Annotated in this window: 17 protein-coding genes; 14 read left to right on the forward strand and 3 right to left on the reverse strand. The window is 62.2% G+C overall.

The genetic code is table 11. The annotated features are described in order from the left end of the window. Positions 1–81: 81 nt before the first annotated feature. Entirely contained in the window at positions 82–1,989 is a 1,908-nt protein-coding gene (locus C7I56_RS07720; RefSeq protein WP_106640006.1) for a CocE/NonD family hydrolase, read from the reverse strand. Positions 1,990–2,184: 195 nt separating this feature from the next. On the opposite strand from C7I56_RS07720, the gene rplK reads away from it, so the two are divergent. Beyond that, positions 2,185–2,616 carry a 50S ribosomal protein L11 gene (gene rplK / locus C7I56_RS07725; RefSeq protein WP_106640007.1) on the forward strand — a complete coding sequence of 144 codons (432 nt, stop codon included), beginning with the start codon at positions 2,185–2,187 and terminating at the stop codon, positions 2,614–2,616. Positions 2,617–2,620: 4 nt separating this feature from the next. Then, positions 2,621–3,316 (forward strand): 50S ribosomal protein L1, encoded by a 696-nt coding sequence (gene rplA / locus C7I56_RS07730; protein WP_106640008.1) that lies wholly within the window; start codon positions 2,621–2,623, stop codon positions 3,314–3,316. A gap of 74 nt (positions 3,317–3,390) precedes the next feature. On the opposite strand, the gene C7I56_RS07735 is transcribed toward rplA, so the two are convergent. Beyond that, positions 3,391–3,579 (reverse strand): hypothetical protein, encoded by a 189-nt coding sequence (locus C7I56_RS07735; RefSeq protein ID WP_106640009.1) that lies wholly within the window; start codon positions 3,577–3,579, stop codon positions 3,391–3,393. Between the two features lie 99 nt (positions 3,580–3,678). On the opposite strand from C7I56_RS07735, the gene C7I56_RS07740 reads away from it, so the two are divergent. The 9 genes from C7I56_RS07740 (at position 3,679) to C7I56_RS07780 (ending at position 10,022) form a co-directional block, all read left to right on the forward strand. Beyond that, on the forward strand, positions 3,679–3,861 hold the full coding sequence (locus C7I56_RS07740) for a hypothetical protein (RefSeq protein ID WP_106640010.1): 183 nt from the start codon (positions 3,679–3,681) through the stop codon (positions 3,859–3,861). Between the two features lie 115 nt (positions 3,862–3,976). Further along, entirely contained in the window at positions 3,977–4,369 is a 393-nt protein-coding gene (locus C7I56_RS07745) for a hypothetical protein (RefSeq protein WP_158703047.1), read from the forward strand. Positions 4,370–4,653: 284 nt separating this feature from the next. Next, positions 4,654–4,860, forward strand: coding sequence for a cold-shock protein (locus C7I56_RS07750; protein ID WP_106640208.1), 207 nt, complete (start codon positions 4,654–4,656; stop codon positions 4,858–4,860). A 52-nt stretch (positions 4,861–4,912) separates the two neighbouring features. Then, complete coding sequence (locus C7I56_RS07755; RefSeq protein WP_106640012.1) at positions 4,913–5,122, forward strand: hypothetical protein; 210 nt, start codon at positions 4,913–4,915, stop codon at positions 5,120–5,122. A 93-nt stretch (positions 5,123–5,215) separates the two neighbouring features. After that, positions 5,216–5,533 carry a DUF6481 family protein gene (locus C7I56_RS07760; protein ID WP_106640013.1) on the forward strand — a complete coding sequence of 106 codons (318 nt, stop codon included), beginning with the start codon at positions 5,216–5,218 and terminating at the stop codon, positions 5,531–5,533. A 13-nt stretch (positions 5,534–5,546) separates the two neighbouring features. Then, positions 5,547–7,154 (forward strand): GNAT family N-acetyltransferase, encoded by a 1,608-nt coding sequence (locus tag C7I56_RS07765; protein ID WP_106640014.1) that lies wholly within the window; start codon positions 5,547–5,549, stop codon positions 7,152–7,154. Between the two features lie 579 nt (positions 7,155–7,733). Further along, the gene (rplJ, locus tag C7I56_RS07770; protein WP_106640015.1) at positions 7,734–8,249 is read left to right on the forward strand and encodes a 50S ribosomal protein L10; all 516 of its coding nucleotides are present in this window, start codon (positions 7,734–7,736) and stop codon (positions 8,247–8,249) included. Positions 8,250–8,300: 51 nt separating this feature from the next. Next, a complete protein-coding gene (rplL, locus tag C7I56_RS07775; RefSeq protein ID WP_106640016.1) occupies positions 8,301–8,675 on the forward strand; it encodes a 50S ribosomal protein L7/L12 in 375 nt (124 codons plus the stop codon). 150 nt (positions 8,676–8,825) lie between these two features. Then, positions 8,826–10,022, forward strand: coding sequence for a hypothetical protein (locus C7I56_RS07780; RefSeq protein WP_199792360.1), 1,197 nt, complete (start codon positions 8,826–8,828; stop codon positions 10,020–10,022). Here the strand turns inward: C7I56_RS07780 and C7I56_RS07785 are convergent. Next, positions 9,926–10,345: a MerR family DNA-binding protein gene (locus tag C7I56_RS07785; protein ID WP_106640017.1), complete on the reverse strand. Its 420-nt coding sequence runs from the start codon at positions 10,343–10,345 to the stop codon at positions 9,926–9,928. The two genes, C7I56_RS07780 and C7I56_RS07785, sit on opposite strands and share 97 nt — an antisense overlap. Positions 10,346–10,413: 68 nt before the next feature. Between C7I56_RS07785 and C7I56_RS07790 the strand changes: the two genes are divergently transcribed. The 3 genes from C7I56_RS07790 to C7I56_RS07800 are packed head-to-tail and all read left to right on the forward strand — an operon-like array spanning position 10,414 to position 12,605. Next, positions 10,414–10,863, forward strand: coding sequence for a DUF4396 domain-containing protein (locus C7I56_RS07790; protein WP_106640209.1), 450 nt, complete (start codon positions 10,414–10,416; stop codon positions 10,861–10,863). 20 nt (positions 10,864–10,883) lie between these two features. Then, positions 10,884–12,230, forward strand: coding sequence for a hypothetical protein (locus C7I56_RS07795; RefSeq protein ID WP_106640018.1), 1,347 nt, complete (start codon positions 10,884–10,886; stop codon positions 12,228–12,230). A gap of 15 nt (positions 12,231–12,245) precedes the next feature. Further along, the gene (locus C7I56_RS07800) at positions 12,246–12,605 is read left to right on the forward strand and encodes a DUF3088 domain-containing protein (protein ID WP_106640019.1); all 360 of its coding nucleotides are present in this window, start codon (positions 12,246–12,248) and stop codon (positions 12,603–12,605) included. The last annotated feature ends 221 nt before the right edge of the window (positions 12,606–12,826 follow it).

Consider the following 12,826-nt stretch of genomic DNA (forward strand, 5'->3'; position numbering starts at 1 on the left):
TCTCCGCCGGAGCATGGACTTTCAGCTGTTATAGCGAGGATGGCGAAGACCCGCTCTATGGCTTGCCTACCCCTTCTCGCGCTACTTCGCGGGCACCAGGGGCAACCAGATCGCACTTGCGTCCTTGCCGCCGCGCTGAAGGGTCACCGTGGCCTTCTGGTAGTCCGCCTTCTTGGCGAGGAAGATATTGGGCACGAACTTCTGCGGATTGCGGTCGTAAAGCGGGAATAGCGACGACTGGACCTGCACCATGATCCGGTGCCCCGGCTGGAAGACATGGTTCACCGTCGGCAGGCGGAAGCGATAGCGCTGCGTTTTGCCGGCCGGGATCGGCGTTGGGTCCGAGAAACTGTCGCGATAGCGCCCTCGGAAGATGTCGAGGCTGATCGGCAATTGATAGCCGCCCATTTCCGGCTTGGACGCGACCTCGTCCGGATAGACATCGATAACCTTCACGACGAAATCGCCGTCCGTGCCCGTCGTCTTGGCAAAGATTTCGGCGATCGGCGCACCGGACAGACGCATCGGCTCCGTCAGAACCGCGCTCTGATAGGTCATGACGTCCGGGCGTCCATCGGCATGGCGCTGGTCGCTCACCAGCCAGTCGCCCCAGCGTCCGTCCCCAAAATTCACCGGGCGCGGCAGATGCGGGACGGGCTTGGCGGGATCGGACACATAGCTGTCTCCTCCGGCAGAGCCTTTTTCAAAGCCCAGGCCGCCATCGGCCTGCAGATAGATCGGAGTGAGCGGCGCCTGGCAGCCCTGCTGACAGGCCAGCGGCCAATCGGCGAACCGCTCCCATTTGTCCTCCCCCGTATTGTAAATGGTCGCGGTGGCGAGATTGGCGGGAGGGCCATCCTTCAGATATTGGTTGAACAGCGGTAGCACCATTTCCTCGCGGAACTGCGCCGCCGTATCCCCATTCCATTCGAGCGGCCCCAATGAACGGCCTTCCCGATTGATCTGGCTGTGTCGCCACGGCCCCATAACGAGGAAGTTATTCCCCGTCTTGCCCTTGGCCTTCAGCGCTTCCCACGCGGTGATAGCGCCATAAATATCTTCCTGGTCCCACAGCCCCTGTTCCCACAATGTCGGGATATTGGACGGATTGGCGGCGAGCATCTTGTCGAGGGCCTGTCCCTGCCAGAATTCGTCATAGGCGACATGCTTCACCATCTTCTGCCAGGCGGGCAGCTGATCGAAACCCGAAGCCCTCGCCCATTCATTGGCGCCGCCAATGCGGCGGAATTCCTCATAATTATCGTAGATGCCCGTGGCGGGCGGGCTCCCTTTGCCCTTGTATCCGGTCTGCGATCCGATCCAGCCGATATTGGCGAGGCGGAAGGCGCCGTTGTGAAACCAGTCATCGCCCATCCAGCCGTCGATCATCGGGCTTTCCGGCACCGCGACCTTCAGCGCCGGATGGGGATTGAGGAGCGCCATGACGACCGTGAAGCCTTCATAGGACGATCCGATCATGCCCACACGGCCATTCGATTCGGGCAGATTGTCCTTGTTCACCAACCACTCGATCGTGTCATAGGCATCGGTGACATGATCGACGTCAGTGGGATTGAGCGGCCCCTTGACCGGCCGGGTGATGACATAATCCCCCTCCGACCCGTATTTACCGCGAATATCCTGATAGACGCGGATATAGCCCGCTTTTACCAAAGGCTCGTCCGACAGCGGCAGCGTCGACAGGATATTCGGGCTGTCCATCCGGTTCGCCCGTCCCGCCGCGTTGTAAGGCGTGCGGGTGAGGATGATCGGCGCGTTGGTGAGACCCTTGGGATAGACGATGACGGTGAACAGCTTCGTCCCGTCGCGCATGGGGATCATCACTTCCCGCTTCACATAGTCGCGCGCCTCGATCGGCGGCGTGAAGTTGGCGGGAATGTCTCCGCCCGGCGCGGTTTGTGCCGCCTGTTGCGCGGGCGCCTGCGCTGCCAACGCGACGGAGAGAAGAAAGGCGATCCTGAGCTTCATGGCATTCCCCTGTATCCGGCTTATGGTTGGGCGGACTGTAAGGCGAGAACTGCCGCTGGCCAGCCCCTTCTCGACGGTTGCTCTTCGTGACGGCATCCGCTATGGGCGCGCTCTTCCAACTCATCGTAGTCGGAAATCTGCGGGAGGACGCTTGCGTCCGTCTGAACCGCTAAACTTGAAATAGAGTGAGAAAAAATGGCTAAGAAGATTACGGGCTATATCAAGCTCCAGGTGCCCGCGGGCGCCGCCAATCCGTCGCCGCCGATCGGCCCTGCTCTGGGTCAGCGCGGCGTCAACATCATGGAATTCTGCAAGGCGTTTAACGCCGCGACCGGCGACCTTGAAAAGGCGATGCCGATCCCGACGATCATCACCGTCTATGCGGATCGCAGCTTCTCGTTCATCACGAAGACGCCGCCCGCCACCTTCCTCATCAAGAAGGCCGCGAACCTCAAGTCGGGCTCGAAGGAGCCGGGCAAGGTGTCCGCCGGCAAGATCGCGCGTTCCAAGCTCACCGAGATCGCCGAGATCAAGATGAAGGATCTGAACGCGAACGACCTCGAAGCCGCGACGAAGATCATTGAAGGCTCCGCCCGCGCGATGGGCCTCGAAGTGGTGGAGGGCTGATATCATGGCAAAGCTGACCAAGAAGCAGAAGGCACTCGCCACCCTCGACCGCGAAAAGCTCTATGGCGTCGATGAAGCCATCGGCACCGTGAAGACCAACGCGACCGCCAAGTTCGACGAAACCGTCGAAATCGCGATAAACCTCGGCGTCGATCCGCGCCACGCCGACCAGATGGTCCGCGGCGTCGTCACCCTGCCCGCAGGCACCGGCAAGGACGTTCGCGTCGCCGTCTTCGCCCGCGCCGGCAAGGCCGACGAAGCCAAGGCCGCCGGCGCTGAAGTCGTCGGCGCCGAAGACCTGATGGAAGCGATCCAGAACGGCCAGATGGACTTCGACCGCGTCATCGCGACCCCGGACATGATGGGCATCGTCGGCCGTCTCGGTAAGGTTCTCGGCCCGAAGGGCATGATGCCGAACCCGAAGCTCGGCACCGTCACGCCGAACGTCGCCGAAGCCGTGAAGGCGGCCAAGGGCGGCCAGGTGGAATTCCGCGTCGAAAAGGCCGGCATCATCCACTCCGGCATCGGCAAGGCGAGCTTCTCCGCCGCCGATCTTCGCAAGAATTTCGACGCCTTCGTCGACGCGATCGTCAAGGCGAAGCCGGCTGGCGCCAAGGGCAAGTATGTGAAGAAGGTCGCTCTGTCCTCTTCCATGGGCCCAGGCCTCAAGATCGACACTGCCGAAGTGGCAGGCGCCTAACAATCGGATCAAAGTGATACTTTGATCCGGGCATGAAGGGCCGGGGCGGAAACGCTCCGGCCTTTTTCTATCGGTCAAATCGCCATGCACGTGCCGCACCACGGAATGCGCCGGAAAGAGCGCATGATCGGAACGCTGCACGGGGCCCTCGCCCCGGCCTTATCGCGACCCACCGCGCGCACTTGCCCGATGATCCACTGCTTCACCGCGCGGCCCAACGGCCCGACGCCGATCAGCCTCTTCACGCGGTCTTTGGCGGCCATCACATTCCCCTCACCTCGATATAGGATGCGCGGCGGCGGGCGGAAGCGGCGGGAACATCGTCGCGCCCGGATCATTGGCTGAGGGTGAGGAGAGCCCCCATGGCAACCCAGCCTGAAATCCCCGATACGATCACGCCGCAATCGCCGCCGGAAAGCCCGCCGATTGAGCTTCCGCCCGACCGGCCCGACACCAGCCCGCCCGAAACCATCCCGCCCGATCCGGGTCAGGACGATCCGGACCGGCTGATCCCCGAAACCCCGCCTCCGTCACAGCCGTTCTAATTTCGTTCGAAACCCGAGCCACTTGAGGCCCGAACGCCTGCCTCATTCATCCGCCATGCAGCTTCCCCATGGAACAGGCGAAAGGGCGGCAACCGGTCCGCCCGTGGAGGATTGGATGACGATGAAGCGGGCGGCATGGCTGACGGGTGTCCTCTTGCTCGCCTCCCCTTCTTACGCGCAGGATGCCGAGCCGGTGGAGCAGGCGACGCGCACCATCAACCTCATGGTCTATGGCAATGATGCCTGCCCGGAGCCCGAGACACCCGACGAAATCGTCGTCTGCGGCCGCCTCCCCGAAGCCGACCGCTACCGCATCCCCAAGGATCTGCGAAAGAGGGAAGAAGACCCTGGCGCCCCCGGCACATCCTGGACCGCGCAGATGGAAGGCCTCAACCAGGACATGCGCCACACCCGCCCCGACAGCTGCTCCGCCGTCGGCAGCGGCGGCATGACGGGCTGCTACCAACAACGCCTCGACCAATGGCGCGCGGAGAAAAGGGCGCGGTGACTCTCGGGCGCCAAGAGCTCAGTCTATCAAAGCGCCTCCTCGCACCGTCACTGCATAAGGCCGAAGCGGTTCGGGCCACCGATGATTGGGTTAATGATCCCGGCCGCACCACGTCCGGAGCGAGCTGATATTGCAAGTCGCCCCTCCTGATCTTACATAGGAATTGCTCACGTCGCCTGCGACGGAATTTGTCGCGCCGCGTGCGCCTCTCCTTCCCTTTCACGCTTCAATGGCTCCGCTGCGCCGGTGGCACGCGGAAAACCCGTCACCGTGAAAGGACGCGCATGACCGTCGGTACCGTAAAATTCTTCAACTACGACAAGGGCTACGGCTTCATCTCCGACGATGCGGGCGGCGCCGATGCGTTCGTCCACATCACCGCCGTGGAATCCGCCGGCCTCCCGGGGCTGAACAAGGATCAGCGGGTGAGTTACGAGCTTGAAACGGACGCTCGCGGCAAGACCTCGGCGATCAACCTGCGAGCTGCCTGAACCTTTTTGGGTGGCAGCACCCTGCTCTTTCACTCGAATATCGGAGACATTCATGTCGAGAAGCGCCATTCGCCCGTACCTGATCGCCAAGGACGAGGAAGGCCATTTCCGCCTTACAGTTCGTGAAACGCGATATAATTCACAGCATTATCCGCTGGTGACCTCCACCTTGCAGGACGAGTTGTTCAAGACGGCCACCGCCGCCCGCGCTCATGCCAAGGAGCATTATGGCGCGGAAGCCGGTCAGTTCGCGACGAAGTAAGCCGTTACGCCCATTCCCGGTTGTTGGCCGCCCTGTTTCTGGAACAGGCGCGGCCTATAACCGTATCTAGCCAAGTTCAGGAGTTGATGAGACATGAGTTCATATAAGGATCCGTCCTTCCAGGACCGGGTCGGCAGGGCCATGGAAGCGAAGCAGAAAGCACTTGATGCCCTGCGGTCCAAGGCGCCCGTTGACGAGGCGGTCGTCGCGGAGCGACAGGCGGCGCGCGCAAGACGCGAAGCCGCCGAAGCCGAAAAGCGCGAGGCAAAAAAGGCCGCGGAAAGCGCCGCCAAAGAGGCGCGAGCCGCCAAGGCCGCCGAGAAGGCCGCCTCTATCCCAACGCCGCTTACCGAGGCGGAGCGCAAGGCCGCGCGCGATGCGCGCTACGCGGCGCGCAAGAGCAGGAAATAGGGCTTTAGCGACCATGCCGAGCAAATCGCCCGCCACGCTGGAAGTGCGCACGGCCGTTCCAACCGACGTACCGGGCATACTAGCGCTCATCAGCCGCGCTTATCCTGGCATAGAAAATTACAGCGCCGGGCAGGTCCGGGGCCAGATCAACAACTTCCCGGAAGGGCAGTTCGTCGCGGTCTTCGAAGGCGAGATTGTCGGTTATTGCGCCTCGTCGCGGATCGACGAAGAGATCGCGCTGGCGCCGCACGATTGGGCGACGATCACCGGCAATGGCTTTGGCAGCCGCCACGACCCGACCGGGGATTGGCTGTACGGCATCGAAATGGCCGTGGACGAACGGCAGCGCGGCCTTCGGATCGGCAAGCGTCTCTACGAAGCGCGCCGTGCGCTGGCCGAGCGGCTGGAGTTGCGCGGCATCGTCTTCGGTGGCCGAATGCCGGGCTATGCTCGGGCGAAGTCGAAAGTGGCCAGCCCGGAAGATTATCTCGATCAGGTCCGCGAAGGAAAGTTTCGCGACCCCGTCATCGGCTTTCAGCTTTCGAACGGGTTCACACCGATCGGGGTGCTTCGCAAATATCTCCCCTTCGACAAGGCCTCCGACGGGTTTGCCGCCCACATGATATGGCGCAACCCTTATGTCGATCCGAACGAGCCGCCCGCCTTTCGCGTACCCCGCGATGTAGAAAGCGTGCGCCTCGCCACCGTTCAGCTCCAGGCGCGGGCGGTGAAGAATTTCGACGAGTTCGTCCACAATGTCGAATATTTCGTCGACGTGGCGGCGGACTATCGCTCCGATTTCGTGGTGTTTCCGGAATTGTTCACCATGTCGCTGCTCTCCTTTGAGAAGGAGACACTGTCGCCGATGGAGGCGATCGACCGGATGACCGATCACCGCGCGCCGATCGTCGCCGAATTGTCGCGCATGGCGCTGCGCTACAATATCAACATCGTGGGCGGATCGCACCCGACACGCACCGAAGACGGCACCATCCAGAATGTCGCCTATGTCTGCCTACGCGACGGATCGGTCCACGCGCAGGAGAAGATCCACCCGACGCCGAACGAGGCTTATTGGTGGAAGATCAAGGGCGGGAATTCGGTTGAGGTGATCCAGACCGATATCGGCCCGATAGGCGTGCTCATCTGCTATGATAGCGAGTTTCCGGAACTTGCCCGGCGGCTGGTGGATGAAGGCGCGCGGATCATCTTCGTGCCGTTCTGCACGGACAATCGCCAAGGCTATATGCGGGTGCGCTATTGCGCGCAGGCAAGGGCGATCGAGAACCAGTGCTTCGTCGTCCTGTCCGGCAATGTCGGCAACCTTCCCGGCGTCGACAATATGGACGTGCAATATGCCCAGTCCTGCATCCTCACGCCCTGCGATTTCCCGTTCGCCCGCGACGGTATCGCGGCGGAAGCAAGCGAGAATATCGAAACGCTGACGATCGCCGACGTAAACCTCGCCGATCTCACTTGGGCGCGCGCGGAGGGCACGGTGCGCAATCTGTCCGACCGCCGCTTCGATCTTTATCGCATCGACTGGAACCATGGGCGACGCGGGGATCGCCCGCCGCCCAATGCGCGGCCCATGGGATCAAAGGCGCCCGGCGGCGGCTAGAGCACCGCTTCTATTTCCGAAAACCGGCATTACGAATGATCGATATGGGTGCCAGGCGGCAGAGCGCCGCGCGGCCGCTACCGCCCTCGTCTGCCCTTCGAATGAAAAGGGAGTGCTCCTATTCTTCGGGGAGCACCCAATCCCTTCCAATGTAGGGTTTCTTCTGCCAGCGTCGCGGGATGCCGCTCCCTCCCCATCCCAAGCGCACGCCTCACACGACAAGCCCGTTTCCGCGCATCAAAGCGAGCCCTGGAAAACATCGTCAGAGCATCAATTTCATCAACTTTCCCTCGAAGCCATCCAACAGCTCAGGCTCAGCTTGGCGGTTGACTTTGCGGGGGATTGCGGTAGAGGCGCGGGCTTGCCGGATGGGTTCGCTCGTCCGGCATCCGTCCGAGACAGTTGGTGGAGGCGATTTGGCCTCCTTAATGTCCAGCCTAGACGGGGAAGAGTTTCAAGCCGGGCGCGCTTTCAAGCCGCATCGGTGTCTGCCTGAACAGATCAGGCCGTCAGCCCTACCCCTTCGGACAATATGTACCCGCGCGGCGGATGGTCCGTCGCGCGAAATGGAGTAGAGGCATGGATCGAGCTCAAAAGGCCGAGCAGGTTGCCCAGCTGAAGCAGACGTTTAGCGAGAGCGCGGTCGTGGTTGTCACCCGCAATCTCGGCCTGACGGTGGCCCAGTCCACCACGCTCAGGAACCGGATGCGTGACGCTGGCGCCAGCTACAAGGTGTCCAAGAACACGCTCGCTCTGATTGCCGTAGAGGGCACGACCTACGCACCCATCAGCGACATGCTGTCGGGTCCGACGGCGCTCGCCACCTCCACCGATCCCGTCGCGGCCGCCAAGGTGGTCGTCGACTTCGCGAAGACGACCGACAGGTTCGAAATCGTGGGCGGTGCGATGGGCGACACGCTCCTCGACGTCAACGGAGTGAAGGCGCTTGCCGAGCTTCCGTCTCTTGATGAACTGCGTGCAACGATCATCGGCCTTATCCAGGCGCCGGCGACCAAGATTGCCCGTACCATCAACGAGCCGGGCGCACAGCTTGCGCGTGTTTTCGGCGCTTTCGCCGCCAAGACAGACGCCTGATTTTAGAACTGAACTGACTTTACGGGCCTTAGCCCGAATTGGAGACTTAAAATGGCAGACATCAATTCCATCGTCGATCAGCTGTCCGCGCTGACCGTCCTCGAAGCCGCCGACCTCGCGAAGGCGCTTGAAGAAAAGTGGGGCGTTTCGGCCGCCGCAGCTGTTGCGGTTGCTGGCCCCGCTGGCGGCGCTGCTGCTCCGGCTGCTGAAGAGAAGACCGAATTCGACGTCATCCTCACCGGCGACGGCGGCAAGAAGATCAACGTGATTAAGGAAGTCCGTGCGATCACCGGTCTCGGCCTCGGCGAAGCCAAGGCGCTCGTCGAAGGCGCTCCGAAGCCGATCAAGGAAGGCGTCAACAAGGACGAAGCCGAAAAGATCAAGAAGCAGATCGAAGAAGCCGGCGGCACCGTCGAGCTCAAGTAAGCTGCTTCCGGCCAAGCGCCGGATCTTACGGAAAAGGAAGGGCGGCTCTTCACGGGTCGCCCTTTTTTCTTTTCATTGAGCTACTTAGCCGGAGCTCCGCGCCCCCTCCCCGGTTGATGATGGGCCAGCCACGATCTCGATTGTGCGCTCATGAAGATATGCTTCCCCTTCATCGCTCAGCCGCACCAGACCTTCCACGCCCTCCCCATCGCGCTGGAACTCGCCCGCAGGCACGATGATGCCGAGGTGCACATCGCCGCCGCCGCACCCGCCCATCTCTCCTTCCTCCGCCACATCGCTCGTCTCTACTATCCCGACGCGCATCCGGTCATCGAGCCGCTCGGCCTCCCCAGCCTCGTCGGCCGCCGCATCGCGCGCCCCGCGCAGGCTATCGCGCCCAAGCTCCTCGCCCTCCTCTACAATGTCCGCTACTTCAGCAGCTTCGACGCACTCGTGGTGCCGGAGCGGACGACGCTCATCCTCAAACATATCCTGAAGCGGCCCCGTTTCATCTGGACCCGGCACGGCGCGGGGGACCGAGCAAGCGGCTTCCAGCAAAAAATCAGCCAGTTCGATTTCGTGCTGATGGCCGGGGGCAAGATCGAGCAGCGCCTGCAGGAAGAGCATGTGATTTCCGCAGGCCATTACGCCACCGGCGTCTACGCCAAGTTCGATCTCGTCCAGCGCATGCCCCACCCCCGCCCCTTTTTAAACGGACGTCCCACAATTCTCTACAACCCGCACTTCCGGCAGGGCTTGTCATCCTGGCCAGTCTGGGGACGGCACGTGCTGAATTTCTTCGCCGCGCACAGCCGGTACAACCTGATTTTCGCGCCCCATATCCGCCTCTTCTATCCGCCCCGGCGGGACAAATGCGCGGCCTTCAAACCCTATGAGGGTCTGGATCATATGCGGATCGATCTGGGCAGCCTCGCCGCCGCCGACATGACCTACACGCTCGGCGCCGATCTCTATCTCGGCGATGTCAGCAGCCAGGTTGCCGAGTTTCTGACCCGCCCCCGCCCTTGCCTGTTCTTCAACGCGCACAAGATCGATTGGCGGGGTACAGAGGATTTCCGCTTCTGGACCTTGGGACCGGTCATCGAGGACATAGAAGATCTTGAGGCCGGTCTGAACGAGGCATTCCGGACGCATGACAATTATCGGGAACGGCAGGCTGTCTATATACACGACACATTCGGCGATCTCGACGGGCCCACCGCTCCGCGGGGCGCAGACGCGATCATGGCCTATCTGCGGTCCGAAATCCCGCCGTCCGCGGCCATCGCGCCAAGGATCGGACACTCCGCGCCTTCATCGCCGGCGCAGGCATCCGACAGGCGCTGAAGCTCGTCGCGTAGGCGCTGCAATTCGTCGAGCCGCGCGTCGATCGCCACAAGGTGAGCCATCGCGATCCGCTTCACATCGGCGCTCGCCCGGCCACGATCGTCATAGAGGCTCAGCAGTTCCCGGCACTCTTCCACCGAAAACCCAAAGGCCCGCGCACGGCGAACGAAGGTGAGGCGTCGCACCTCCTCCCCGCCATAGACGCGATAGCCGGACGCCGATCGTCCCCGCGGCGCGATCAGGCCGATATCGGCATAATAACGCACCGTCTTTACCGGCAGGCCAGATGTCTCCGCCGCCCGCCCGATCGTTAACCCAGACATGCCTTGACCTTCCAGCTACTGGAGGCCTTATGTCGCCTGCCGTGGTGACCGAATCAAGGAGTAATGCCATGGCCCATGCCGCAATTTCCACGCCGTCCTTTCACTGGCACTGCCGCCACACATGGCGCCGCGCGTCGATTAACACCGCCTGGTGTCTCACCGGTTGCGCCGCCGGTGATTTCGGTACGATTGCCTTCTTTCAGTTTTTCGGGATTGCCTGGCCGGCCATGGCGATTATGGCGCTCGCCACGATGAACGGCATCCTGACCTCGATCGCGCTCGAAACCTTCATCCTCTCGCGCCAGATGGTGCTGCGGACCGCGTTCAAGACGGCGATCGGCATGTCGCTCATTTCAATGATCGCGATGGAAAGCGCCATGAACGCCGTCGATTGGCTGCTGACCGGAGGTGCGATGCTGACCTGGTGGGTCATGCCCATCATGCTGGCGGCCGGTTTCCTGGCCCCGCTTCCCTACAATTACTGGCGTCTCAAGGCCCTCGGCCGCGCCTGCCACTGATATTTCCAAAGGACAGATCCATGCGCCTCCTCCTTTCCGCCTCCCTCCTCGCCCTAGCCGTAACGCCCGCCGTTGCGCAGGAACATTCGGGCCATGAGGGTCATGAGTCTCCTCCACCTCCCCAGCCTGTGCAGCACCAGCATGAAGGCCATGAAATGCCGCAGGGTCATGAAGGCATGGATCATCGCAGCCACCACGGTTCGACGGCCATGATGCAGGGCGCGCTTGGTCCCTACCCATCCTCCCGTGAAGCGTCGGGCACGGCCTGGCAGCCCGACGCATCCCTGCATGGTGGGCTTCATGCCAATGCGGGCGACTGGATGCTGATGGGCCATGCACAACTGAACGGCGTCTATAGCTGGCAGGGCGGGCCGCGCGGTGGCGACAAGGCATTCGTATCCGGTATGGTCATGGGCATGGCGCGCCGCGAGGCGGGACCGGGCACCCTGCAATTGCGCGCGATGCTCAGCCCCGATCCGTTGATGGGCAAAGCGGGCTATCCGCTTCACCTCGCCACAGGCGAAACCGCGGACGGCGTCACCCCCCTGGTCGATCGCCAGCATCCCCACGACCTCTTCATGGAATTGTCGGCGAGCTACAGCGTGAAGCTAGGGCCGGACAGCAGCGCCTACCTTTATGGCGGCTTGCCCGGCGAACCCGCCTTCGGACCGCCCGCCTTCATGCACCGCATGTCGATCATGGACAGCCCGGAAGCGCCAATCACTCATCACTGGCTTGATTCCACTCACATCACCTTCGGCGTGGTGACCGCAGGCCTCGTCCATAAGAACGTGAAGATCGAAGCGTCGCGCTTCAACGGACGCGAGCCGGACGAAAAGCGTTTCAATATCGAAACCGCGCCGCTTGATTCCACCGCCGCCCGGTTGAGTTGGAATCCGACGCCGAACCTCGCTCTCCAGGCAAGCTGGGCCGATCTCAAAAGCCCGGAACAATTGCAGCCGGACGAGGACGAAACCCGCTGGTCGGCCAGCGCAATCTACACACGCAGCTTCGGCGAAGGAAAGTGGTGGTCCACCACTGCCGCCTGGGGCCGACGCGACCGGGATCATGGCAGCCTCGATGCCCTCGTACTGGAAGGCGCGGTCAGCCTAGACGATTGGACCCTCTTCGGGCGGGCGGAGTATACGGAAAATAACGAACTGCTGCCGAAAGCGGGCCATCATGGCGACACCTATGAAGTGGGCAAGGTTTCGCTCGGCGCGATCCGCGATTTCCAGGTCGCGCCGAACGTCAAGTTCGGCATAGGCGGGCTCTACGCCCGCAACTTTGTTCCCGCCGGTCTGGAAACGCTCTATGCTGGCGACCCGGCCGGCGCGATGGCGTTCGTCCGGCTGAAAATCGATTAAGGGGGATTAGGGGGCATGAAGCGGGACACGCTGTTTTTGATCGAAACCGGCTTTGCGGATCCAGGCTATAAGGGCGCGGATGAAAATGCGCGCTTTTACTGCCCCTATTGCGCAACCATCGAAGGCGTGATCGCCCTCCATCCAGCACTGTTTGGCGATGTGGATGTCGTGCGCGTGCCCTTCCAGCGACCCCGAACCGCCTTGGTCGACCTGATCGGCGAAGCGAACCAAGGTTTGCCCCGCCTCATCCTTGCCGATGACGCGCCCGGCGGGCTGGAAACCGGGTCTGCTAACGGGGTCCGTTTCGTGTCGGACGTCGAGCAAATCCTTGACGTTCTCAGCCGCCGCCACGGCCTGCCCCGCGCGCACTTCTGATCGTCGCCGGAGCGGCCCGATTGTTTGACTTTTCCAACAGTGGTTATTAGATAGCGGCCATCACCACAGCCTTTCGGAACAGAATATGCCGTCGCGCAGCATGTTCAAAGCATTGATCGGCCTTGTGGTTCCTTAGACGCTTGAAGCTGCCTTTTCCCACGGAAAAGCGCGGCTTTTTGCGTTTGCAGCGCACCTGTATTCAGGCAGTACGAGGCGAAATT

The organism is Allosphingosinicella vermicomposti, from assembly GCF_003012815.1.
Classification (GTDB): Bacteria; Pseudomonadota; Alphaproteobacteria; order Sphingomonadales; family Sphingomonadaceae; genus Allosphingosinicella; species Allosphingosinicella vermicomposti.